Origin of the sequence: Synechococcus sp. RS9909 (assembly GCF_014279595.1) — a bacterium.
In the GTDB taxonomy this organism is placed as follows: domain Bacteria; phylum Cyanobacteriota; class Cyanobacteriia; order PCC-6307; family Cyanobiaceae; genus Synechococcus_C.
Genome location: NZ_CP047943.1, coordinates 1,767,120 through 1,790,420, shown reverse-complemented (window position 1 = coordinate 1,790,420; position 23,301 = coordinate 1,767,120). Strand labels below are relative to the sequence as shown.

Below are 23,301 nucleotides of genomic sequence, written 5' to 3'. Positions count from 1 at the left end.
CATCCCTTCGCCATGACCAGCATCACTCCATTGCGTCTCAGTCCCCACGAATTGCAGGACCGTTTACGCCAGGGTCGCGTCAGCGTGATCGACGTGCGTGAACCGATGGAATACGTCGGCGGCCATATCGCCGGCAGTCGCAATGTGCCCCTCGGTCAGCTCACCGAAGCGCCACTCCCTTCCGCGCCTCTGGTGCTGGTGTGCCAGAGCGGTGCCCGCAGTGAGCGGGGGATGGCGGCTCTGCGCGCCAAGGGCTTCGGCGAAGGCCTCGCGGATCTGGAGGGCGGCATGTTGGCCTGGCAGCAGGCCGGTCTTCCTGTGGAGAAGCGCAAGGGGGCCCCGTTGCCCCTGATGCGTCAGGTGCAGATCGTGGCCGGCGGCCTGGTGCTCGCTGGCGTGCTTCTGTCGGTGCTGGTGGCCCCGGGCTGGATCTGGCTCAGTGGCTTTGTCGGTGCCGGCTTGATGTTCGCCGGCATCAGTGGTTTCTGCGGGATGGCTCGCCTGCTGGCTGCCATGCCCTGGAATCAGGTGCGCCCGTGATTGCGTTGCTGCTTCTCGGTGGTGGTGTGATCGGTTTCCTGTTGGCGGTGCTCGGTGCCGGTGGATCGATCCTGCTGCTTCCCATCCTCGTGACGGGAGCTGGCCTCTCCACCCGCGATGCGGTGCCCCTTTCGCTGGTGGTGGTGACCCTGCTGGCGATCGCCAACATGATTCCCTATCTGCGCCGTCGCCTCGTCGCGCCCCGTCCGGCCCTGCTGCTGGGGGTTCCGGCCCTGATGGGGGCCTGGATCGGAGGCACGATGGTGAAGGCTGGCTGGATCGCCGAGCCGGTGCAGCTGGCTGTGTTTGCCATCGCGGCCCTGCTGGCGGCCTGGTTGATGCTCAGCCGTCAGAAGCGAACGGATCGCGCGCATGACGAGCCCGCTGTTGCCGCTGCCACGGTGCGAGCACCGGCCCTGATGCTGCAGGGGGTGTTGGTGGGCTTGCTGACGGGCATTGCCGGCGTCGGTGGCGGCTTTGCGCTCGTGCCAGCCCTCGTGCTTCTGGCCGGCCTGCCGATGCAGTTGGCGAGCGGCACCAGCCTGGTGCTGATTGCCCTGAACAGCCTGGTGGCCCTCGGTGCCCTGGGGCACTGGCCTGCCGAACGGTTGCCCCTGGTACTTCCCCTGTTGATCGGCGGTGGGGTGGGTGGACTGGTCGGCCAGGCCCTTGCGCCCCATTTCAAGGATCGCCAGCTCCGCATCGGCTTCTCTGTCCTGCTGGTGTCTGCGGCCTTGCTCACAGGATGGGAGGGATTGCGGCGTCAACGTGCTCCTGTCAAGCAGGTGCAGCACATGGGTGTCGTCCAGGGGTCCCTAACGTCGACCTGATCGCGTGGTGGCGGAATCGTGCTCACTGCTGAGGCCCTGCGCCACGGTGGCGTACTGATCGTGCCTCTGCTGCTTCTGTCGGTGGCTGTCGTTGCGGTGGCCATCGATCGCCTGCGGTTCTGGTGGCGGTGGCGTCAGGTCGGTGCCGCCCAGCTCGAGGCCCTGCTCAGTGAAGTCAGTGATCGAACCGCCGCCCAGGCGGCGTTGCATCAGGAGCGGCTTTGCCGCCGACTGGAGCGATCGCTGTCTCGCTGGGATGGCTGCCTGGAGCTCGCCATGGTGCTCGGCCCCCTGCTCGGTCTGCTCGCCAGCGTGGTGGGCCTCATGCGTTTGCTCAGGGATCTGGGCCCTGATCTGGTGCTCCCGGCGCAGAGTGCTGCCCTGGTGGTGGGCTATGGCCAGGTGCTGGTGGGCACCGTGCTGGGTCTGTTGATTGCCACCATCGCCTTGGTGGTGCAGCGTCTCTGCCGGATGCAACGCCAGGCGGTGATCAGCACCTTCGCCGACGCTTGTTTCCACCGCCGAGCGGCCCTGGGTTGATGCCTTTCGTGCTTGCCACTGCGGTTGTTGTGGTCAGCCTGACCGGCTTTCTGGCTCTGGTGCCCGCATTGCTGAGTTCGCCGGACCTTGCCGTCGTCGAGGCGGCAGCCAAGACCCGGACGGCGGGCCAATGGCTGCTGGTCCGCTCCAGCAGCGGCAGCTGGTATCTCAATGGTGATGCCGTGTCGTCCGCGGTGTTGGCTCGCTCCTTGCGTCAGGCCAGGCCCAGGCCCTCTGCGGTGTTGCTTCTGCCCTCCAGTGCACGCACCAGCGCTGCGGTTGCGGCCGATCTCAGCTGGCTGAGGCGCCAGAGCAACGTGCCGATTCATCTGGAGCGGCCGGAGGGATTGGCGCAGCCATGAACGAGACGCCTTCAGCGCCCTGGGCGCTGGCCTTCGCTGCTTCCAGTGTCTGCGTTGCGCTCCTCGCCACCGCAGCGGTGGTGATGCCCCAGTGGCAGCGGCAGTTGCCGGCACGGCAGGGACTGGTCAGTCTCCATCTGACCGCCGATGGCTCGCTCCGACTCTGGAACCGCCCGATTGCCGCCACCGCCCTGCCCGCTCTGCTGCGGCGCGCCGAACGCCTGGATTCCAGCACGCGCGTTCGCTTGGTGGTGGCACCCCAGGTTCCCTGGGGTGTGGTTCAAGACCTGCTCCCCCGACTTGACTCCAGCACGCTCCATGTGGACCTTGAACTCCCTCCTCCGGCGCGCCCCTGAGGCGTGGCCCCTGGCCCTTCCTGTTGCCGTGGCCATCGTGATCCATGCGGTGGTGATCGGTGCCTCCAGCTGGCGCAGCCGAGCCGCGCCTCCCGCCGCTGCGGCCACGGTGGTGGACAACACGCGCCAGCTCGTGAGGCTGAGCCGGCGCCTGGGCGGACAGGAGCCGCTGGTGCCCTCCTCCCTGCTCACCCTCAGTGCCAAGTTGCCGCCGCCACCGGAGCTGGTCGAGGCCAAGGATGCGGCTGCCAAGCCCGGTGCCGAAAAGCCCCCGGCCTGTCCTCCGAGTGCTTTGGAGGATAAGGCTGTTGCGAAGGACAAAGCTGTCGACAGGGGCAAGCCTGTCGCTGTGGCTTCAGGGCTGTCGGTGGAGATGATCCGGGCCCGTTGGGAGGAGGGAACGGTGGCGGGGAGCTGGCCGGAGCGTTTCGGCCCACTGCCTGAGGGGATTCAGCTCCGGCGCTTGCCCCTCACGGCCTTTCCTGGCGTCAACGTGAAGCAGTTGAACCGTTTGAGCCTCACATCCGACGCCGATCAGTTTCTGGTGCGGGCTGACGATCAGGGGGTCTGGATCGGACGTCGACCCTTCGAATAGGTATTCAAACGGACTGTGGGAATCCGGTGAGACCTTTCATGATGGAAGGGTTAAGAATGCGTTAACCCTCGATGCCCCTGTTTCTGCTTTTTCTGGTGTCGTCGTTGGCGGGCATTCACGTGGTGGAGGGAGGAAGCGGCTGTTACGCGATCAGCAACCTTGTCGGCAGTTTTGATCCCGCGCAGCAGAGGGTGAGCCTTTGCCCCGAGGTGGCGCGTCGCAAGCGACGCAGCATGGCGGAGGTGGCCCGCCACGAACTGTTTCATGGCCTCCAGCATCAGTTCGGCCGTGAACAGGGATTTCTTCCCGATGTTCTCCTCACCCCCCTGGTGCGAGAGTTCATGGATGATCGGGAAGTGATGGCTGTGCTCAGCCTCTACCCCAACGACGACATCAATGCCGAACTGGAGGCCCGGCTGGCCTCCCGTTTTCTGCCCAATGGTGTTCTTGCCGGTGGTCTGGTGCTGGGAGCGCTGGTATCGGAACCGTCTCAGGCTGGTGCGATCGGTTCTCTGCGCGCCTTCCTCCTCGGTGAGTGAATGGCGTCGGTCGTGATGGAGGCCCGCTGTGATGCCGTGCGCCTCAGGCTCAGCCCTGAAGGCGCTGATCGAGCTGATCGGCGAGCCTGAGGGCCAGGGCAATCACGGTGAGACCAGGGCCAACGCTCGGGCAGCTGGGGAACACGCTGGCGTCGGCCAGGTAGAGGTTGTTGAGTTCATGGCACTTGCCGGTGGCATCCACCACTGAGGCGGCCGCATCCTGTCCCATCCGGCAGGTTCCGCAGGCATAACCCACCACGCTCAGGGGAGCTTCGCCGCGCGGGTGGGTGGGCGCTGAGGTCACGACCCGGGTCACCGGATCAGCCTCCACCGCTTTGAGGGTGTCGATCCAGCGATACACCAGGCGATCGTGAGCCTCTCGATTGTTGTGGAGGTAGTTGATCCTGATCTGGTCGTTGTGAAGCCACACTTTGTTGTGGGGATCGGGTCGCACTTCGGTCATCGCCCACCAGGCCACCGAACGGGAGGCGAGTCGTTCGAGACCGAAATCGGGGATCAGCTTGCTCACCAGGGAGAGCACTGGCGGCGACTCCGCAAACAGGGCGTCCTGCAAGACGCCGCCGGCACTCTGGAGATGACCGAGCGGAAAGCTGACGTTCTTGTCTCCCCAGTAGTAGTCGTTGATGCCGAGAGAGCGGGCGTAACGTCCGCTATTCGGCTCTGCCGCCAGCTGCAGGATTGAGGTGAGCTGCAGATTCATCAGGTTGCGGCCCACCTGGTCGGAGCCGTTGCTCAGGCCGCGTGGATGCCGATCGGAGCTGGAGCGCAGCAGGATGGCTGCGCTGTTGATCGCGCCGGCGGCCAGCACCACCAGATCAGCGCTGAACAACCACAGGTCCCCGGCCACTTCGGCCTCCACCCCTTTCACCTCCCGTCCATCGGGGCTGGTGTGCAGGCGGGTCACCCGCGCCAGGGCTCGCGTCTCCAGCGTGTTGGGGTCGGCCTGGTTCAGGCCGAAAATCTGGGCGTCGCCGGAAGGATCCTCGGGATCGGTCGACCAGCTCAGGGGGAGGTCATAGGGCTGACACCCCTGACGCTGCAGGCCATCGCGCAATGGTTCCAGGAAAGGAAGCAGCGGCTTCGGGGCGTGGGGAAAAGGTGTCGACCGTGACGGCTCCGTGGGGTCCACACCCGCTTGGCCATGCACCTGATAGAGCGCTTCGGCGGCGTCGTAGTAAGGCGCCAGGCTGGCGTAATCGAAAGGCCAGCTTGGTGACACGCCGTCCTGGAGTGGGATTTCGCCGAAATCTTTCTCGCGCATCCGTTCCAGGGCAGCTCCCCAGATTTTGGTGTTGCCCCCCAGGGCATAGGTGGTCTGGGGAGCGAAGGGATCACCGTCAGGACCGAACCAGCGCTCATTTTTGGGGTGGTAGCGATCTTTCCTGAACAGATCCACATCGGCCACGTTCTGATCCTCCAGAGCCATGGCGCCGCCCCGCTCCAACAGCAGCACCTTGTGCCCCTTGCGGCTCAGGGCACCGGCCAGGGTTCCACCACCGGCACCGCTGCCGATGATGATGACGTCGTAGTGGCAATCATCGATGATCATGGCTCGATTCAGGTAGGGAACGACTCAGGTGTGGCGCTGCCACACGTAGATCAGGATGTAGAGAATGATCCAGATCACATCCACAAAGTGCCAGAACAGGCTCACGGAGGTGACCCCCATGTCGCCCTTGGCGTAATTGTTGGGACGGAAGGAACGGAACAGCATCAGGGCCATCAAGAGGATGCCCGTGATCACATGCAGGCCATGAAATCCGGTGAGCAGATAGAACGTGCCCCCGAACACACCATTGGAGAGACTGAAGGGAAGCTCCGACCATTCCACGTATTGCCCATACACGAAATAGGTGCCCATCGCCATGGTGAGCAGCCAGAGAGCCCGAAATCCCCAGAGGTTTTCCTTGTGGAGATAACGCTCTGCGAAGTAGGCCACAAAGCTGGAGCTCACCAGCACAATCGTGTTGATCAGGGGCAGCTTGGTCTCCAAGCCTTCCACCCCTTCCGGAAGCCATTCGGGGCTGGTGAGCTTTAGCAGGGCAAAGCCGCTGAAGAAAGCCAGAAAGATGATGCTCTCTGAGCAGAGAAAGATGATGAAGCCAGTGAGGTTGTGGCCATCGTGCTTGATGTGGCCTGGCTCGTGATTGAGGTTGAGGTCTTGGCTCGCTGAAGTCATTGGTTTCACGCCTCCATGGAACGGCGGATGTAATACTCCTCGTCCTTTACGAGGGGCTTGCCCAGGCCATAGCCATAGGGCTCGCTGATCACGGTGGGAACGTCATCCTCGAAGTTCTCAGCCGGTGGCGGTGAGGGAAGCAGCCATTCGAGGCCGATCGCGTTCCAGGGGTTGGCGGAGGCCTTGGCGCCGCGGGCCCAGGAGCTGACGATGTTGAGGATGAAGGGGATCGAAGCGACGCCGAGCATGAAGGCGCCGATGCTGGCAATCACGTTCCAGATGGCGAATTCAGGGTCGTAGGAGGCAACGCGACGGGGCATGCCGTAAAGGCCAGCCCAGTGCATCGGCAGCCAGTTGAGGGTGGCACCGATGAAGGTGAGCACAAAATGAATTTTGCCGAGGCCTTCGTAATACATGCGGCCGGTGAACTTGGGGAACCAGTGGTAGATGCCGGCAAAGATTCCGAAGCCGATCGTGTTGAAGATGATGTAGTGGAAGTGAGCCACCACAAAATAGGTGTTGCCCACATGGATGTCGATCGGTGCGGTGCCGAGCATGATTCCAGTAACACCACCCAGAATGAAATTCACCACACCACCAAGCACGAACAGCATCGGCGTGGTGAGTCGGATCTTTCCTCCCCAAAGCGTGCCGAGCCAGGCGAACACCTTCACGCCGGTGGGCACGGCGATCAGCATCGTGGTGACGATGAAGATGTTGCGCATCCACTGGGGCGTACCTGAATAGAACATGTGGTGCACCCACACGATCAAGCCCAGGAAGGTGATGATGAAGGAGGCGATCGCCACAAACTTGTAGCCAAACAGAGGCTTGCGCGAATACACGGTGATCAGCTCGGAGAAGATGCCGAACACCGGCAGCACCATCACATACACCGCCGGGTGCGAATAGAACCAGAAAAAGTGTTGATAGAGCACCGGATCGCCGCCACCTTCGGGCCGGAAAAAGCTGGTGCCGAAGCTCAGGTCAAAGAGCAGCATGATCGCCCCACCGGTCAGGGCGGGCAGGCCCACCAACTGCAGGGTCTGGGCTGCCCAGGCGGTCCAGACGAACACGGGCATCCGGAAAAAGCCCATGCCAGGGGCCCGCATGCGAATGATTGTGGTCACGAAATTCAGCGCGCCCAAGATCGAAGAGATCCCCGAGAGGGCCACGGCGAGAATCCAAAGAAATTCACCGTTGAGGAAGTGGCCGAGCGGGTTCTGGATGCTCACCGGTGGATAGGACCACCAACCGGCTGAGGCCGGACCTCCTGGCACGAAAAAGCTGGAGAGCAGCACCACCGAGAACACCGGAACCAGCCAGAAGGCGGCGGCGTTCACTTTCGGGAAGGCCATGTCGGGGGCGCCGATCATGGTGGGGATCAGCAGGTTGTTGAAGCCGTTGAGAATCGGGAACAGAAACAGGAACAGCATCACTGTTCCATGCATGGTGTAAAGACCGTTGTAAACGGTGGGATCCACCAGATCCGATGGCGGTGTGATCAGTTCACCGCGCATCACCATGGCCAGCAGTCCTCCCACCAGCAGGAAGAACAGGGACAGGCCCATGTACTGGATGCCGATCACCTTGGCGTCGGTGTTGAAGGTGAAGAACCGCTTCCAGTTGTCGGGCGCACCGGGCACCGGATGGGGCGCCTTGAGAACTCTCGGGTCGTACTTGGTGGTCGTCATCGGGGTCAGGCGTCGTGAGGAGCGTCGGGATTGCCGGGATCATTCACCATCGGAGGCGGTGCCGGTGGCACCGTGGCCCAGCCCTTATTGCCCTTGGCGAGGCGCTCGTTGTAGAGGGCCGTTCCCGGGCTCAATCCGGGAACCAGGGGATTGGCAGCACTTTGTTTCAACCAGGCGTTGAACATATCTTCGCTCTCCACCACCACATCGGTTTGATTCTGGGAGAAATAAGCACCGCTGAACTGGGAATCCCGAAGGCGATAACGCCCTTCTCGGGTGGGTGTGATGCTGTAGGAAATCACGCTGCCGGGAACGATGTCCTGCTTCAGGCGGAAGGCGGGCACAAAGAAACCATGGATCACATCCTCGCTGCTCATGCGGAAATTGGCCCGCTGATCGAGGGGGAGATGGAGTTCTGAGCTGTGCACGCCGTTGGGATAGATGAACTCCCAGCTCCACTGCCTTGCGATCACATCGATGGGGCCAATGTCATCCCGCACTCCCGTCACAATGGCCGTGTCTGGGCTCAGGCCCCCTTCCACGTCGTATTTCACCTTGGGGCCGAGGGCTGAGAGGGTTTCACTCACGTGGATGGCCTGATAGGCCAGAATCATCACGATGATGAAAGGAATCACCGTCCAGGTGACCTCCAGTTTGTTGTTGCCTTCGATCGGCAGGCCATCGCTTTCGTCGTATTTCTCGGCCCGATTGAACAGCACCGACCAAAGAATGAAACCGGTGCAACCGAAGAAGATGAAGGCGCCGATTCCCACTTCAAGGCTGAAGAGATCATCGACATAGGGAGCTGCGGTGGAAGCCGGCACCGGCAGCCATCCATAGGCCCATTGCGAGACCTGATAGCTCAGCAGGGCATCGCTGGCCGTGGCCAGGAGGATGACGGCGATGAGGCGGATCGGCCAACCGCTCTTGCCTTTGGGGGTTGTCGATGTCATGGCAGAACCTCTTGGAGATCGGCTCCGGCTGCGAGGAGTTGATCCGCTGTGATGTGCACGCCGAATTCGCTGGCAAGCCAGGCGCCGAGGCTGCCGTGAACGCCCATGATCACCAGGATCAGCGCTCCGCAGCCCAGATACAGCCAGGTAACCTGACGGCCGAGGTCCTTGCGCCACACAAAGCGTTGATAGCCCCGCCAGATCGTCATGGCGACGATGATCAGGAGCAGGGCAACGCCGCCGATCGCATGCCAGAGCATGGTGTCGATCGCGTTCTGGCCGATCACACTGCGGATCCCCGGCAGCGGCACCGCCAGGAGCATTTCGTAGAACCCCGCAGCCACCGTGAAGAAGGTGATCACGGCGCAGGCGAGCACGTTGTACCAGCCCACGTCGTGGAAGCCGGTGCGGGTCACCGGCAGCGCCAGAAACCGAAACACCCGCTTCTCGAGGGGATAGAAGGCGCCAGCGAAGTCGAAGGCGATGCCGATGGCGAACAAGCCGATCGTGAAGTGCACCAGGTTGGGGTGCAGGGGGATGGCATAGGGGAGATCGTTGGCCCCGAGTTGGTCGACGATGTCATTGATCGGCGACGCAATCTCGATCAGGAGATCCATCGAAACGGTGGTCATGAGAGTGCCCCGCTACGCACCGCTTCCACCACAGGCACGGTGTGCAGCCCATAGACCCACACCAGCTTGTCGCCCAGATAGACCTGGCAGAACACCAGCACCGCCAGAACCGCATCAATCACCAGGAAGCCTGAAGGCAGGCTGGTGGGGTCTTTCTGCCGCACCACATAGCGCCAGCCGGTCAGCAGGCCGAGCACGCCGGCCAAGGACCAGCCGAGGGTGCTGTGGTAATTGAGGATGTCGCGGGATGCGCCATAGGGGTTGGCGAGCCCGGCTTCGATCTGCCCGAAGATGATCGCCACGAAGATGGCCACCGTGGCCACCACCAGATTCCAGAAGCTGACTTCAAACAGGTTGCGCCGTTTGGTCAGCACGCCCAGGAAGTCGAAGACGACCGTGATCAGAGCCATCGCGATCACGAAATGAACCACGATCGGGTGGATCACATCGAGCCAGGGAAGATTCTTGTCGTTAAGGGGAGGCAGCAGCTCCAGCATCGGCAAGCCGCACTTGGCCTCTCAAGGATGGTCAGCTTTGCCCCAGGAGTCATCCCCTCTTGTCGGATTGCAAATGTGGGTGTGCCCATGCCGACTGCTCCCCTGTGCTGTCGATCACGCCAGGCTGTCGATCACGCGAGGCTGTCGATCACGCCAGGTCGTCGTCGCCCCGCCGGCGGCTGTAGCGAAGTTGGCGCCAGTGGCTGATCACCTGCACGCTGATCAACACCAATACGACCGGCAGCACCAGGCAGAGCAGGGCCAGGCGGAACTCGTCCTGCCAGCTGGGCAGGGTGCGGGGCAGCACCTGATCGATGACATAAAATACGTAAAGACCAAGCAGGACGCCGCCCTCGACCCTGGTGATCCGGCCATCACTCCAGAAAATGGGCATGCAGGCCAGGGTGGTGAGCAGCATCACCGGCAGGTCCCGCTGAATCAGGATCGGATCCACGTGCAGGCCATAGGCGCCTGAAGCGAGGGCGGAGCCGCTGAGCACCAGCAACTGGTTGAGCAGATTGCTGCCCACCACGTTGCCGATCGCCAGATCGGTGCGCCCCCGCATCGCCGCCATCAGGGAGGTGATCAGTTCCGGCATCGAGGTTCCCGCCGACACGATCGTGAGGCCGATCACCGCTTCACTCACGCCGAGCATGGCCGCTGCTGCGCTCGCTCCCCTCACCAGAACATTGGAACCGAAGCCAAGCAGCACGATGCCGATCGCCAGGCGGATCAGGGAGCCAGCCCAGCCGCGGTTGGCGCTTGTCGCATCCACCTCCGGCTCGGCCTCCTCGATCCCCTCCGGTTCCTGCTTGGCGGTTTGGATCTCCCAGAGGGTGTTGATCACCAGAGCGATCAGCAAGGCGACGCCCGCCTGCCAGGTGACCCGACCCGCCGATGCCATCCCCCACACGGCCGCCGAGACCGCCAGCAACAGGGGCACATCGCGGCGCACCAATCGACTTTCCACGTGCAGTGGCATGACCAGGGCGCTGCTGCCCAGCACCACCATCACATTGAAGATGTTGCTGCCCACCACGTTGCTCACGGCCAGATCGGCGGAGCCAGCCAGCGCCGAGCCCACGCTCACGAACAGTTCCGGGGCGCTGGTGCCGAGGGCCACCACGGTGAGGCCGATCACCAGCTGGGGAATGCCCAGGATCAGGGCCAGACTCACGGCCCCCTGCACAAACAGCTCGCCACCACCGAAGAGCAGGCCGATCCCCACCACAACGTCAAGAACGGAGATCAGGAACGGCGACATCGCTCCGCAGGGCCAGGGGATTCATTGTCCTGTCCAGTCTGATCACGAACGCTGATCGGAACCGGGGCTTCCATTCTCAGGAGCCACCTAGCATTTCGCCGCTCTTGATTCTTCGTCTTCGGTGCTCTTTAACCACATCAGAACTAGAAACCTGCGTGGTGATGCCTTCGGTGGCGTCACCGCCGCCGTGATCGCCCTGCCGATGGCCCTGGCCTTCGGTGTGGCTTCCGGAGCCGGTGCTGCCGCTGGTCTCTGGGCTGCCGTGATCATCGGCCTGGTGGCTGCCTTGTTCGGTGGAACCCCCACCCTGATCTCCGAGCCCACCGGTCCCATGACCGTGGTGTTCACCTCGGTGATCCTCAGTTTCACCGCCACGGCCCCCGACAGGGAAACGGCCCTGGCGATGGCTTTCACCGTGGTGATCCTGGCCGGACTGTTCCAGATCCTCTTTGGGGTGTTCCGCCTGGGCCGGTATGTGACCCAGATGCCCTACACGGTGATTTCCGGCTTCATGTCGGGGATCGGCATCATCCTGGTGATCCTGCAGCTGGCTCCCTTTCTGGGGCAGGCCAGCCCCAAAGGCGGTGTGATCGGCACCCTGTCGCAGCTGCCCCAGTTGCTCTCGGGCGTGCGGCCCTATGAATTGATCCTGGCCCTGATCACCGTGGCCATCCTCTGGTTCACCCCCGCCAGGCTGAAAAAAGTCTGCCCGCCCCAGCTGCTGGCGCTGGTGATCGGCACGCTTCTCTCCCTCACCCTCTTCAGTGCCGCAGGTCTGCGCACGATTCCCGACTTTCAGGCGGAATTTCCCAGCCTGCGCATGCCTATCTTCGCCGCCGATCAGTGGCGGCTGATGGTGATCGATGGTGCCGTGCTCGGCATGCTCGGCTGCATCGATGCCCTGCTCACATCGGTGGTGGCCGACAGCCTCACTCGTACAGAACACAACTCCAACAAGGAGCTGGTGGGGCAGGGCCTGGCCAACATCGCCTCCGGCTTGTTCGGAGGACTGCCCGGTGCCGGCGCCACCATGGGAACGGTGGTGAACATTCAGGCCGGTGGACGCTCCGCCCTGTCCGGCGTGGTGCGGGCCGTGATTCTGATGCTCGTGATCCTGCTGGCGGCGCCCCTGGTCTCCACCATTCCTCTGGCGGTGCTGGCCGGGATCGCGCTCAAGGTCGGTATTGACATCATCGACTGGGACTTCCTGCGCCGGGCCCATCACCTGTCGTTGAAGGCCGCCTTGATCACCTATGGCGTCATCGCCCTCACCGTGCTGGTGGATCTGATCGCGGCCGTGGGCATCGGCGTGTTCGTGGCCAACGTGCTCACCATCGATCGCATGAGCGCGCTGCAGTCGAAACGGGTGAAAACGATCAGCACCGCTGACGATGACGTGGAGCTGTCTGGCGAGGAGCAGCAACTGCTTGACCAGGCTGGCGGCAAGGTGCTGCTGTTCCAGTTGGCCGGCCCGATGATCTTCGGCGTGGCCAAGACCATCGCCCGGGAGCACAACGCGATCAGCAACTGCAATGCCGTGGTGTTTGACCTCAGTGAGGTCACCCATCTCGGCGTCACAGCCTCCCTGGCCCTGGAGAATGCCATCAAGGAAGCGCTTGAGGTGGGCCGTCGGGTGCACCTTGTGCTTCTGCCCGGTGGTGCCCGCAACCGGCTGGAGAAGCTGAAGCTGCTTGAGCGGATCCCCCAGGAGCAGATCAGCGAAGATCGGTTGGAGGCCCTGCGCTCCGCCGTGGCAGGCCTTCCCGCCTGATCGTCTGCAGCCCATGGCCTCTCCCTCTCGCCTCGTCCTGCGTCGCCCCGACGACTGGCATCTGCATCTGAGGGATGGGGCCATGTTGGCGGCGGTGCTGCCGTCAACAGCGCGCCTTTTCGCCAGGGCCATCGTGATGCCCAACCTCAGGCCTCCGGTCACGACCGCGGCCGCTGCCGTCGCCTACCGCGAACGGATCCTGGCGGCCTTGCCGCCCGGCCTGTCGTTCACGCCGCTGATGACGGCCTATCTCACCGATTCCACCGATCCGCAGGATCTGAAGCAGGGATTTGAGACCGGGGTGTTCACGGCGGTCAAGCTCTATCCCGCCAATGCCACCACCAACTCCGCTGCGGGGGTCAGTGATCTGGAGGCGATCACGCCCGTGCTGGAGATGCTGCAGGCGATTGATCGGCCCCTGCTGATCCATGGCGAGGTCACCGATCCCGAGGTGGATGTGTTTGATCGGGAGGCGGTGTTCATCGAACGGCATCTGGTGCCGTTGCGCCAACGCTTCCCCGCCCTGCGCGTGGTGCTGGAGCACATCACCACCGAGCAGGCCGCCCACTACGTGCGTGCCTGCCACCGCGCCGGTGAGACCACCCTGGCGGCGACGATCACCCCCCACCACCTCCATCTCAATCGCAATGCGATGTTTGCCGGTGGCTTGCGCAGCGATGCCTACTGCCTGCCGGTGTTGAAGCGGGAGCGGCATCGCCGGGCGCTGGTGGCGGCAGCCACTGGTGGTGAACCCTGCTTTTTCCTCGGCACCGATTCCGCTCCCCACGCCCGCTCCGGCAAGGAAACCAGCTGTGGCTGCGCGGGCATCTTCAATGCGGCCCACGCCCTGGAGAGCTACGCCGCGATTTTTGATCGGGAAGGGGCGTTGGATCGACTGGAAGGCTTTGCCAGTGAGCATGGACCGCGCTTCTACCGCCTGCCTCTGAACAGCGAAACGGTCACCCTGGTGCGCCAGCCCCAAATCGTGCCCAAGCGGTTGGAGCTGGATGCGGCGATGAGGCAACCTCTCGACGTTGCTGAAGCGCCACGGCTGTTCCATGCCGGCGAGGTGTTGGATTGGAGTGTGGAGAAGGCTGGGCAGAGGGGAACGTTCTGAATAGGGTGCGCGCAGGCATCTGCAATGGCATGAGCGATCCCTTCAGCCAGGCTCCCCAGCCCGAGCGTTACTGGCATCTCTGGACCGATGCGCAAGGGGTCAGTCGCCAGGAGCAGTGCACGATCAGTGACTTTCAGCTCGGCCAACTCGGGCCGGGGGATTCGCCCCAGTTCTCCCGTGAGTTGTTCGACAACGGGCATGCCTTCGTCACCTATCTGCCGGTGGGCTGGACCGCCGACTGGCATGAAAACCACGTCCCGAAATGGATCTACGTATTGCGAGGGGCCTGGTCGGTGGAGAGCATGGATGGCACCAGGGTGGTGATGCACGCTGGGGAGTATTCCTATGGCGGCGATCAGGGCTGCGTGGCCACTGCCGACGGCAAGCAGGGCCATCTCTCCGCCCAGGTGGGGGACGAGCCCTGCGTGCAGCTGATCATCCAGCGCCATGACCAGGCCTGGCGCAACCTCCCACCCGGCTCCTTTCACTGAGGCGGTGGCCATGAGCGTGCCTTGCAGTCAGTTCGTGGAGACACGGTTCGAAATTGTCGATCCCCGCTTTCAGCAGCTGGTGTTGTTCAACGCCCAGCTGGAGCGCCTGTTCGATGGCTGTCGTTGGCTGGAGGGCCCGGTGTGGTTCGGTGATCAGCAGCGGCTGCTGGTGTCCGACATCCCCAACGATCGGATCCTCGCTTGGGATGACGCGCTGGGCCTCACGGTGTACCGCCACCGTGCCGGTTTCCCCAACGGTCAGACCCGGGATCGGCAAGGGCGCTTGCTCACCTGCAGCCATGGCCATCGCGCCCTGTTGCGCACGGAGCACAACGGGCGCGTGGTGACTCTGGTGGATTCCCATGCCGGCCAACCCCTCAACACGCCCAACGATGTGGTGGTGAAGAGTGATGGCACGATCTGGTTCAGCGATCCCCTCTACGGTCTGGTGAACGACTACGAGGGTGGGCGCCGTGCCTCCTGGCAGGCTCCATCCGTGTATCGCTTTGATCCCGCCGATGGCTCCCTGCAGGCGATGACCACGCTGGAGGAGGTGCAAGGCCCCAATGGTCTGGCGTTCTCGCCGGATGAGTCGCTGCTGTATGTCGCTGACACCGGTGCCCCCGATGACCCCGACCCCGATCGACAGATCCGGGTGTTCGATCTGCGCGATGGCGGCCGGACCCTGGCCAACGGTCGCAGTTTTCATCGCGTCGCCCCGGGCAATGCCGACGGCATTCGGGTGGATGAGCAGGGCCATCTCTGGAGCAGCGCCGGGGATGGCGTGCACTGCATCGCCGCCGATGGCAGCCTGCTCGGCAAGATTCTCACCCCGAAACTGGTGGGCAATCTCTGTTTCGGTGGTGAGTTCGGCAACCGTTTGTTCCTTTGCAGCTGGGATGCGGTGTACGCCATTCACCTCAACACCCGTGGCGTTCAACACCCCGCCATGCCCTGACCGCCGCTATCAAGGGATCGCCAGCACGCATCAGCGTCATGCCGCTTGAGCGCCATCCGATTCGCACAGAGCATGCCAACCAACCGGTTGCCAGCTACAGCCAGGGGTATCGCATCGGTCAGTTTGTGTTTGTGTCCGGCCAGATGCCTGTGGATCCGGTCACGAATCAGACCGTGGCGGGAGGCACGGCCGAGCACACGCGCCAATGCTTGAAGAATGTGTTCGGTGTGCTGGAAGCGGCCGGATGCACCTATCGCGATGTGGGGCAGGCGGTGGTGTACATGACCAACATCGATGAAATTGAAGAGATGGATGCGGTGTGGCAGGAGTTCTTCCCCAATGCCGACAACTACTGCTCCCGTGCCGTGATCGGCATCAGCAAGCTGGTGGTGGGAGCCCGGATCGAAATCTCCTGCATCGCCATCAAAGACTGAATCGCCATCCTTTGCCATGACCAGCAATCCCCAACTGGAGGCCTTCCTCCGCACCGTGAAAGCCGATCCGGCGCTTCTGGAGCGCTTTCACACCGCCACCTGTCTCAATGACATCGCCGCCCAGGGTGAGGCGATGGGCTTCCATTTCACGGGTGTCGACATCCTCGTGCATCAGGCTGAAGCCACCCTCCGCTTGCCGGCGGAATCCCTCGAGGCTCTGGCCGCCGGCGTGGAGCTGGAGGGTCACCTCTGGACAATGGCGATTCAGTGGAGCTGAGCTGATGCATCAGCGCCTCTGGATGGATCTCGCCGATGCGGACGCTGTGCTGGCGTCAGCCTTTGCCGCCGCCGAGCAGGCTGCGGCTCGGGTCTCGATTGCGGTGGTGGATGGGGCGGGCCAGTTGGTCTGTTTCCGCCGTCGCGATGGCGCCTCGCCTGCCAGTGTGGAAACGGCCATGGCCAAGGCGCGCACCGCCGCCCTGACGGGTGCTGACAGCGCTGCAGCCGAGCAGGCGATCGCCGGCGGGCGGGTGGCGCTGCTCTCCTTGCAGGGGGTGATGCACCAGCCCTGTGCCCTGATGGCCGGTGGGCTGGTGCTGCGCTGCGATCAAGCGCTGGTGGGGGCGATCGGAGTGTCCGGCATGACGCCGGATGTGGATGCAGCGGTCGCTCGTGCCGGTGTGGAGGCGTTCGCGCTCAGAGCCCGGGGCTGCTCATCATGATGCCGCCGTCGGCGAAGAGGCTGGTGGCGGTCATGTAGCTGGCACCGTTGCTGGCGAGGAAGGCCACCACCGACGCGATCTCCTCCGGCTGGGCCATGCGCCCCATCGGAATGGCGGCATTGAGCTTGGCGAGGAGCTCCGGATTGTTCATGGTGGAGTCGTTGATGGGCGTGGCAACGGCACCAGGGCCAACGTTGACGATCGTCACGCCCTTGCCAGCCAGCTCCACACCGGCGGTGCGGGTCAGCATGCGCACCCCACCTTTGGCCACGCAGTAAGGGGTGTTGTTGGGCATCGGCCAGTCTTCATGCACCGAGGAGATGTTGATGATGCGCCCACCCGTGCCCTGCTTGATCATCTGCTTGGCGGCATACTGAGTGGCGAAAAACACGCCCCGAAGGTTCACGTTCATCACCTTGTCGAAGTCCTCAGGTGTGGTGTCGAGAATCGAGGTGCGCGTCTCGATGCCAGCGTTGTTCACCATCACATCAACCCGGCCGAAGGTTGATACGGCGGTGTCGATCAGGCGTTGCAGATCCTCCAGCTTGCTCACGTCGGCCTGCACACCGATCGCCTGGCCGCCGAGTTCACCGACCTCCTCGATCAGTTCCTCGGTGCGCTCGGGATGGGAGCGGTAGTCGATCACCACTTTGGCGCCCAGGCCGCCGACCGTTTCCACGATCGCTTTGCCGATGCCGGAATTGCCACCGGTCACGACGATCACCTTGTCCTGCAGGCACAGGGAGGTCATCGCCTGGGGGACCTGAGTCATGGAGGGAAAGGAAAGCTCCTTATGGATAGCCGGGATTCGCCGATTCTGCTGTGTTCCTGTCACCCTGTCTGCCAGACGTGCGTTTGTCCTGCCATGGCCGTGTCTGTTGATCGATCCGAGTGCCGGATCGAGGGTCTGGCTGTGTCCACACCCGATCCCCAGCGCCTGGCGCCCCTGATGGCGGCGCTGGAGGCCCGACCCCTGCCATGCGAGGCCTTGGCAGGGGAGAGGTTGCAACGTCGTTTCGGCCTGCGTGATGGCCATGCCGTGCTGCACCCCTATCAGCTGGGGCAGGAGCGGCTGGAGTTGGTCGCCTTCCCGGATCGGCCGCCCCGGCCGCCCCTGGAGCCTGGGCCGTCCAACGCCCTCTGGTTCCAGCATGTGGCGATCGTTGTGAGCGATCTGGAGCAGGCTGCGGCCCGCCTCAGGCCCCTGGTCACCCCGATCTCCTTGGCGCCCCAGTGGTTGCCGAATGGCGTGGGCGCCTGGAAATTCCGCAATGCCTGCGGCCATGCGATGGAGTTGCTCTGCTTCCCCGAGGGGCAGGGAGACCGCCGCTGGCATGGGCCGCAGAGGCCGTTGTTCATGGGATTCGACCATACGGCGATCGCTGTGTCAGACAGTGATCGCAGCCTGGCCTTCTATGTGGGTGAGCTGCGCTTCCAGCTCCGCTATGCCACCTACAACATGGGGCTGGAGCAGGATCGGCTCGACGCTCTGAATCAGGCCCAGGTGGCCATTCACGGCATCGGTCCGGCCCAGGGTTGCGGTGTGGAATTCCTTCGCTACATCCAGCCTGCGTCCCCGGGGCCGATGGCCACGGATCTGCAGCCTGAGGATGCGCTCTATGCCCAGATCCTGGTGCGAGATCCCGGGCTGGCGCAGAGTTGTCTTCTGCACGACCCCGATGGCCATCGCCTCTGGCTGCAGCCTTAACGACGCGTCAGGCGATAGTCCTTAATGTCGTCGCATCCGTCGGCCTCGAGGTATGGATCCCGTCGCTCTGTTGGTGCCCGCCGCTCCCTCTGGCCTGGCCGGAGCCACTGTGTTGATTCTGCGTCTGTTCACGGGCCTGGTGTTCATCCGACATGGCTGGCCGAAGCTGCGCCATCTCAACACCTGGGCCACGGCGATGAAGACACCCGCCTGGCTCTGTTTTCTCTCCGCTTTTTCGATGTGGGCCGGGGGGATTGCCCTGATCCTGGGCGTGTTGACGCCTCTGGCGGCTGCCGCAATCGCGGTGTCGATGCTCTATGCCGTGGTGCTGGAAATCCGCAGTGGCTTCCCCTTCATTGCACCGGATCCGTTTCAGATTCCTGAAGGCGATTACGCCGGCCCGATGGGGGTGGGTGAACCCCCCAGCTGGGAGAAAGCGGCGATGTATGTGGTGATGTGCGCCGTGCTGATCGGATCAGGTGGCGGTCCGATCAGCGTCGATCTGCTTGTGTTGGCGCCGCGTCTCCAGCTCTGGCTGGGTTGATCTCAACCCAGCCGCTCCGCCAGGTGTTCGGCCACGCGGATGGCATTGGCAATCGCCGTCAGGGAGGGATTCACGGCGGCGATGCTGGGCATGAAGCTGGTGTCGACGACGTAGAGATTGTCGAGATCATGCGCCTTGCAGTTGAGATCCAGCACCGACTGGGTCGGATCGGTTCCAAACCGGCAGGTGCCGGCCTGGTGGCCCACCGCAGCAATCTCCATCGCTGAGGCGAAGTAGATCTGGCGTTCCGCCAGATGGTTCTGCAGGTAGAGCTTGTCGAGCAGCTGTTCCAGCCGGTTGGTCAGCTCCTGTGATGCCCGGTTGTTGGTGGGGGTGTAGCTGAGTCGGATGCGTCCGTCTCGATTCACGGTGACCCGATTGTCCGCCAGCGGTAGATCTTCCGTCTGCAACCAGAAATCGAGCGAGTGCTGGGCGATCCGATCCATCGTCCAGGTGGGAGCTAAGGCCGTGAGGCGGGGTTTGTAGCCCTTCATCATCGCCCCATTGGTTTTTCCGGTCATCTGCACATTGCCCATCGGATAGTCGAAGGCGTCATCACCGAAATACCAATCGTTCACGGCCACCGTTTTCTGGAACACCGTGGTGTTGGGTTCATGGGCCAGGGCCACCACGGCTTTGCAGTTGTGATACATGTAATGGCGGCCAACCTGGTCGGAGCTGTTGGCGAGGCCGCGGGGGTGGGCATCGTTGGCTGACATCAGCAGCAGGCGGGCGCTGTTGGCCGCACCGGCCGACACCACCACCACGTGGCCCCTGAAGCGCCGTTCCACGCCCCGATGGTTCACCACCACATCGGTGACCTGGCGCCCTTTGTCATCGGTGTGGAGCTTCAGGACCTCCGCTTCGGTGAGCAGAAACACATTGTCGTGATCCAGGGCTGGGCGCACACCCATCACCTCGGCGTCTCCCTTGGCGTGCACCAGACAGGGGAAGCCATCACAGCGATTGCAGCGCACGCAGGCGCTGAAGGCGGGATCGGCCTCATTGAGCGCCACGCCCGTGGGGGCATGGAAGGGATGGAGACCGGCGGAACGCAGATCGTCAACCAGCTTCTGCATGCGCGGTTCGTGGCTGATCGGCGCGTAGGGGTAGGGCGAGGAAGCCGGTGGTTCGGTGGGGTCTTCACCCCGTGCTCCGTGCACGTGGTACCACTCCTCCGCCTGGCGGTAGTAGGGCTCGAACACGTCGTATTTCAGAGGCCATTCCGGTGATTCGCCATCCACGTGCAGCACCGATTCGAAATCGCGCTCCCGCAGGCGGAAGTGGGCGGCGCCATACATCTTCGAGGCACCTCCCACGAAGTAATGGCTACCGGGTTGGAAGGCTGTGCCGTGCTTGTCCTCCCAGAGGTCGGTGCTCACATAGCGGTTGTTCTGGAACACCTCCACCGGGTCCCAGTTCTGGGGTTCCCGGGGCAGCCAGCCGCCCCGCTCCAGGATCAGGATCGAATGGCCGCGGCCGGCGAGGGCACGGGCCAGGCTGCCGCCACCGGCGCCGCTGCCGATGATCACCACATCGAACTGTTCGCTCTGCGGTTCGATCGGGTTGTTGCGATGAGCCGCACGGGTGGAGCAGTCCATGGCAATCACGGGCTTGGCAATGTGGCCCAACGCTAGGGAGCCCGCACCGAGCCGTCATGAAGGATGGCTCGGTGAATCAGACCGTTGCCATCGATTCAGTTGGGTGATCATCTTGGCCACCACAGCGGTCCAGCCCGTTTGATGGCTGGCCCCCACACCGCTGCCATTGCAGCCGTGGAAGTATTCGTTGAACAGGAACAGATCGCGCCAGAGCGGATCCTGCTGGAACAGGTTCACCTCGCCATTGAAGGCGCGCCTGCCGGAGGCATCGCGACGGAAGATGCCGACCAGGCGTTTCTGCAGCTCCAGAGAGATCTGCCACAGGTTCATCTGCTGGCCTGAACCGGTGGGGAATTCGATCAGGAAGTCATCCCCGAAGAAGAAGCCGTACTTCTGCAGCGCTTCGATCAGCAGGAAGTTGATCGGCATCCAGATTGGTCCGCGCCAGTTGGAGTTGCCGCCGAACATGGCCACCGGACTGTCGGCGGGGCTGTAGCTGATGCTGGCCACATCGCTGCCCTCCACGTAGGTGTAGGGAGACGTTGCGTACACCTTGGATAGGCTTCGAATGCCATAGGGCGAGAGGAATTCGTTCTCATCGAAGACCCGCGTCAGGATGCGACGCAGTCGGGATGGCGGCACGAGGGAGTAGAGCACGCGGTTGCGGTGCCAGCTACCCAGATGGCTGATGTGTTCAAACGGTGCGCCCCGTTCCTTGGCCACCTCCGAGAGGGTGCGGCGCACATCCAGGTTGGGAATGGCTTTCACTTCGTCGGCGTCGAAGCTGGCGATGCCGAGCAAGGGGATGAGGCCGGAGAGGGAGCGGGTGCGCAGATAGTCAGTGGAACCATCGGGGCGCTTGAGCACGTCGTAATAGAACCCGTCCTGTTCATCCCAGTTCACGAAGCCGCGCACGCCCGGGCTGTTGAGCGCAAAGCAGAGGACGCTGAAGTCATCGATGAAACGCTCGGTGAGTTCGGCATACTCCGGCCGGTCTTGATGCAAGGTGACGGCGATCTCGAGCATGTTGAGGCTGAGCATGCCCATCCAGGCGGTGCCGTCGGATTGCTCGATGCGACTGCCGTCCTTGAGGGGGTAGCGCCGATCGAAGATGGCGATGTTGTCGAGGCCGAGAAAGCCACCCTCAAACAGGCTGTCGCCGTTGCGATCGGTGCGATTGGCCCACCAGCCGTATTCGAGCATCAATTGGCGCAGGGCACTGCGCAGAAAGGCGTAGTCGAGCGGGTGACCGGAGCGTTTTTCAATCTGGGCGATGCGCAGCGCCGCCCAGGCGCCGATCGGCGGGTTGGCATCGGAGAGGGCCCACTCGTAGGCCGGTGACTGGCCGTTGTTGGCGGTGTAGGAGGCCTGGCGCAGCATGCGGCATTGGCGTTTCGCCTCACCTGGATCGAGTTCAGCGAAAGCCACGGCATGGAACATCAGATCCCACTGGCAGAAATAGGGGTACTCCCAGCAATCGGGCATGGAGATCACATCGCGGGAGCGCAACGTTTTCCAGTAGGCGTTCTCGGTGTGCCAGCGCGCTTCCGGTGGCGTCGGTCCGGTTCGGTCGCCCCGCAGCCAGCGGGAGACATTCCAGTTGTAGAACTTGCGGCACCAGAACAGGCCCGCGGCGGCGGCCGCATGGATGGCGCGGTCATCCGCAGCCATCGCCCCAGTGACGCTCGTCAGATGGTCGTCCCATTCGGACCGGCGTTGTTGCAACAGGCTGGAGGCCTGATCGGGCTGGAGCCAATCGTTCTCGCTGGCATGGTTGCGGTCGTGCCGGCAGAGCCGCAGGTCAACGCACCACACCTCACCTGCCGCCAGCTGGCGCTGCAGCAGCAGGGCGCAGCGGCTGCCCTTCTGGGCCGGATTGACCGCCGTTGATTCCTGATGGATCAGATAGCGATGGAACGCATCCTTGACATAGGGCTGCGTTAGGGGCTGTCCGTAGAGGCTTTCGGTGTTGGTTTCGTTTTCGGTGAACAACCAGGTGCCCGGCGCGTTGCAGCGCAGCTCCATCGCCGGCAGGCCCGGCTGACCAGAGGTTTTCACTCCGCCGTCTGTGCGTTCGATGCAGCTGCGGACGGCATTGCCATCACCCCATCCCCAGGTGTTGCGGAACCACAGGCTGGGCAGCAGGTGCAGGGTCGCCGCGTCGGGCCCCTGATTGGTGACCGTGTAACGGATCAGCAGATCCTCCGGAGTGGCTTTGGCGATTTCCACCTCCAGATCGAAAAAGCGTCCGGCGTCAAAGACGCCGGTGTCCACCAGTTCGAATTCGGGCTGATCTCTGCCGCGGCGTCGATTCTCATCGCGCAGTTGCTCGTAGGGGAAGCGCGTCTGGGGGTAGCGATACAGCGCTTTGGCGTAACTGCCTGTGGGAGTGCCGGCGAGGTGATACATCGCCTCCTTGATGTCTTCGCCGTGATTGCCCTCCGGATTGCCGAGGCCGAACAGACGCTCCTTGAGGATCGGATCCTCGCCGTTCCAGAGCACGGGTGCCAGGCAGAGCAGGCCTCGCTCGTCGCAGAGGCCGAGCAGTCCGTCCTCCCCCCAGCGGTAGGTGCGCAGATGGCTGTGGTCAAAGGGGAAGGAGGCCCAGGCGTTGCCGTCGGCCGAGTAGTCCTCCCGCACCGTTCCCCATTGCCGGTCGCTCAGGTAGGTCCCCCAGCGATCCCAGGCCTCCTCTCCCGCATCTCGCTGTCGACAGCGCAGCAGTTCAGCGGGCTCCATGGAGCATCGAATTCTCGTTGCCCACAACCTAGGGAGAGGAGTCTGGATTGCCCAGACCTTCCGCTGGGGATCAGGGGGGCGACATGGGGGCGGGGGGACTTGAACCCCCACAGGATTTACATCCCGAGCGATTTTAAGTCGCGTGCGTCTACCGATTCCGCCACGCCCCCGCAGGTGCCCATGCCGGCGCCCTGATCGGCATCCTAGATTTCGA

At 63.3% G+C, this 23,301-nt stretch carries 26 protein-coding genes and 1 tRNA gene; 16 read left to right on the top strand and 11 right to left on the bottom strand.

What is annotated here, in order from left to right; translation table 11 throughout:
* Nucleotides 1–12: 12 nt before the first annotated feature.
* From SynRS9909_RS09315 to SynRS9909_RS09285, 7 genes are all read left to right on the top strand, one after another.
* Complete coding sequence (locus SynRS9909_RS09315) at nt 13–540, top strand: rhodanese-like domain-containing protein (RefSeq protein WP_007102000.1); 528 nt, start codon at nt 13–15, stop codon at nt 538–540.
* Nucleotides 537–1,370: a sulfite exporter TauE/SafE family protein gene (locus SynRS9909_RS09310; protein ID WP_007102001.1), complete on the top strand. Its 834-nt coding sequence runs from the start codon at nt 537–539 to the stop codon at nt 1,368–1,370. The genes SynRS9909_RS09315 and SynRS9909_RS09310 overlap by 4 nt, the downstream gene beginning before the upstream one ends.
* Nucleotides 1,371–1,388: 18 nt before the next feature.
* Nucleotides 1,389–1,910, top strand: a complete 522-nt coding sequence (locus SynRS9909_RS09305; protein WP_007102002.1) for a MotA/TolQ/ExbB proton channel family protein — start codon at nt 1,389–1,391, stop codon at nt 1,908–1,910.
* On the top strand, nt 1,910–2,272 hold the full coding sequence (locus SynRS9909_RS09300; protein ID WP_007102003.1) for a hypothetical protein: 363 nt from the start codon (nt 1,910–1,912) through the stop codon (nt 2,270–2,272). The genes SynRS9909_RS09305 and SynRS9909_RS09300 overlap by 1 nt, the downstream gene beginning before the upstream one ends.
* Entirely contained in the window at nt 2,269–2,628 is a 360-nt protein-coding gene (locus SynRS9909_RS09295) for a hypothetical protein (protein ID WP_007102004.1), read from the top strand. Before SynRS9909_RS09300 ends, SynRS9909_RS09295 begins: the two co-directional genes overlap by 4 nt.
* The gene (locus SynRS9909_RS09290) at nt 2,600–3,223 is read left to right on the top strand and encodes a hypothetical protein (protein ID WP_007102005.1); all 624 of its coding nucleotides are present in this window, start codon (nt 2,600–2,602) and stop codon (nt 3,221–3,223) included. The genes SynRS9909_RS09295 and SynRS9909_RS09290 overlap by 29 nt, the downstream gene beginning before the upstream one ends.
* A 71-nt stretch (nt 3,224–3,294) precedes the next feature.
* The gene (locus SynRS9909_RS09285; RefSeq protein ID WP_007102006.1) at nt 3,295–3,762 is read left to right on the top strand and encodes a hypothetical protein; all 468 of its coding nucleotides are present in this window, start codon (nt 3,295–3,297) and stop codon (nt 3,760–3,762) included.
* Nucleotides 3,763–3,811: 49 nt separating this feature from the next.
* On the opposite strand, the gene SynRS9909_RS09280 is transcribed toward SynRS9909_RS09285, so the two are convergent.
* The 7 genes from SynRS9909_RS09280 to SynRS9909_RS09250 form a co-directional block, all read right to left on the bottom strand.
* Nucleotides 3,812–5,332, bottom strand: a complete 1,521-nt coding sequence (locus tag SynRS9909_RS09280) for a GMC oxidoreductase (RefSeq protein WP_007102007.1) — start codon at nt 5,330–5,332, stop codon at nt 3,812–3,814.
* Between the two features lie 24 nt (nt 5,333–5,356).
* Nucleotides 5,357–5,962, bottom strand: coding sequence for a heme-copper oxidase subunit III (locus tag SynRS9909_RS09275; RefSeq protein ID WP_007102008.1), 606 nt, complete (start codon nt 5,960–5,962; stop codon nt 5,357–5,359).
* Nucleotides 5,963–5,967: 5 nt separating this feature from the next.
* The gene (locus SynRS9909_RS09270) at nt 5,968–7,656 is read right to left on the bottom strand and encodes a cbb3-type cytochrome c oxidase subunit I (RefSeq protein WP_007102009.1); all 1,689 of its coding nucleotides are present in this window, start codon (nt 7,654–7,656) and stop codon (nt 5,968–5,970) included.
* A 5-nt stretch (nt 7,657–7,661) separates the two neighbouring features.
* On the bottom strand, nt 7,662–8,609 hold the full coding sequence (locus tag SynRS9909_RS09265; RefSeq protein ID WP_007102010.1) for a cytochrome c oxidase subunit II: 948 nt from the start codon (nt 8,607–8,609) through the stop codon (nt 7,662–7,664).
* Nucleotides 8,606–9,226, bottom strand: a complete 621-nt coding sequence (locus SynRS9909_RS09260) for a DUF2231 domain-containing protein (RefSeq protein WP_007102011.1) — start codon at nt 9,224–9,226, stop codon at nt 8,606–8,608. Before SynRS9909_RS09260 ends, SynRS9909_RS09265 begins: the two co-directional genes overlap by 4 nt.
* A gap of 11 nt (nt 9,227–9,237) precedes the next feature.
* The gene (locus SynRS9909_RS09255; RefSeq protein ID WP_038001206.1) at nt 9,238–9,738 is read right to left on the bottom strand and encodes a DUF2231 domain-containing protein; all 501 of its coding nucleotides are present in this window, start codon (nt 9,736–9,738) and stop codon (nt 9,238–9,240) included.
* Nucleotides 9,739–9,886: 148 nt separating this feature from the next.
* Nucleotides 9,887–11,002: a calcium/sodium antiporter gene (locus SynRS9909_RS09250; RefSeq protein ID WP_007102013.1), complete on the bottom strand. Its 1,116-nt coding sequence runs from the start codon at nt 11,000–11,002 to the stop codon at nt 9,887–9,889.
* Between the two features lie 121 nt (nt 11,003–11,123).
* Here SynRS9909_RS09250 and SynRS9909_RS09245 point away from each other — a divergent pair, with 121 nt between their 5' ends.
* The 7 genes from SynRS9909_RS09245 to SynRS9909_RS09215 are packed head-to-tail and all read left to right on the top strand — an operon-like array spanning nt 11,124 to nt 16,495.
* On the top strand, nt 11,124–12,773 hold the full coding sequence (locus tag SynRS9909_RS09245) for a SulP family inorganic anion transporter (RefSeq protein ID WP_186593715.1): 1,650 nt from the start codon (nt 11,124–11,126) through the stop codon (nt 12,771–12,773).
* Between the two features lie 13 nt (nt 12,774–12,786).
* Complete coding sequence (gene pyrC, locus SynRS9909_RS09240) at nt 12,787–13,890, top strand: dihydroorotase (protein ID WP_007102015.1); 1,104 nt, start codon at nt 12,787–12,789, stop codon at nt 13,888–13,890.
* Nucleotides 13,891–13,919: 29 nt separating this feature from the next.
* Nucleotides 13,920–14,381: a hypothetical protein gene (locus tag SynRS9909_RS09235; protein ID WP_007102016.1), complete on the top strand. Its 462-nt coding sequence runs from the start codon at nt 13,920–13,922 to the stop codon at nt 14,379–14,381.
* A gap of 10 nt (nt 14,382–14,391) precedes the next feature.
* The gene (locus SynRS9909_RS09230) at nt 14,392–15,339 is read left to right on the top strand and encodes an SMP-30/gluconolactonase/LRE family protein (protein WP_050752505.1); all 948 of its coding nucleotides are present in this window, start codon (nt 14,392–14,394) and stop codon (nt 15,337–15,339) included.
* Between the two features lie 38 nt (nt 15,340–15,377).
* Entirely contained in the window at nt 15,378–15,773 is a 396-nt protein-coding gene (locus SynRS9909_RS09225) for a RidA family protein (RefSeq protein WP_007102018.1), read from the top strand.
* 16 nt (nt 15,774–15,789) lie between these two features.
* Entirely contained in the window at nt 15,790–16,050 is a 261-nt protein-coding gene (locus SynRS9909_RS09220; RefSeq protein WP_007102019.1) for a Nif11-like leader peptide family RiPP precursor, read from the top strand.
* A 4-nt stretch (nt 16,051–16,054) separates the two neighbouring features.
* Nucleotides 16,055–16,495, top strand: a complete 441-nt coding sequence (locus tag SynRS9909_RS09215; RefSeq protein WP_007102020.1) for a heme-binding protein — start codon at nt 16,055–16,057, stop codon at nt 16,493–16,495.
* Here SynRS9909_RS09215 and SynRS9909_RS09210 read toward each other — a convergent pair.
* Nucleotides 16,470–17,246, bottom strand: a complete 777-nt coding sequence (locus SynRS9909_RS09210) for an SDR family NAD(P)-dependent oxidoreductase (RefSeq protein WP_007102021.1) — start codon at nt 17,244–17,246, stop codon at nt 16,470–16,472. The genes SynRS9909_RS09215 and SynRS9909_RS09210 overlap by 26 nt on opposite strands.
* A gap of 114 nt (nt 17,247–17,360) precedes the next feature.
* Between SynRS9909_RS09210 and SynRS9909_RS09205 the strand changes: the two genes are divergently transcribed.
* Together SynRS9909_RS09205 and SynRS9909_RS09200 are read left to right on the top strand one after the other, a co-directional pair.
* Nucleotides 17,361–18,203, top strand: coding sequence for a hypothetical protein (locus SynRS9909_RS09205; protein WP_007102022.1), 843 nt, complete (start codon nt 17,361–17,363; stop codon nt 18,201–18,203).
* Between the two features lie 52 nt (nt 18,204–18,255).
* Nucleotides 18,256–18,747 carry a DoxX family protein gene (locus SynRS9909_RS09200; RefSeq protein WP_007102023.1) on the top strand — a complete coding sequence of 164 codons (492 nt, stop codon included), beginning with the start codon at nt 18,256–18,258 and terminating at the stop codon, nt 18,745–18,747.
* A gap of 2 nt (nt 18,748–18,749) precedes the next feature.
* Here the strand turns inward: SynRS9909_RS09200 and SynRS9909_RS09195 are convergent, their stop codons facing one another.
* The 3 genes from SynRS9909_RS09195 to SynRS9909_RS09185 all read right to left on the bottom strand — a co-directional run bounded on the left by SynRS9909_RS09195 (nt 18,750) and on the right by SynRS9909_RS09185 (nt 23,257).
* Complete coding sequence (locus SynRS9909_RS09195; RefSeq protein ID WP_050752630.1) at nt 18,750–20,348, bottom strand: GMC oxidoreductase; 1,599 nt, start codon at nt 20,346–20,348, stop codon at nt 18,750–18,752.
* A gap of 54 nt (nt 20,349–20,402) precedes the next feature.
* A complete protein-coding gene (locus SynRS9909_RS09190) occupies nt 20,403–23,087 on the bottom strand; it encodes a glucosidase (protein ID WP_186593714.1) in 2,685 nt (894 codons plus the stop codon).
* Between the two features lie 84 nt (nt 23,088–23,171).
* Nucleotides 23,172–23,257: transfer RNA gene (locus SynRS9909_RS09185), tRNA-Leu, on the bottom strand.
* Between the last annotated feature and the right edge of the window lie 44 nt (nt 23,258–23,301).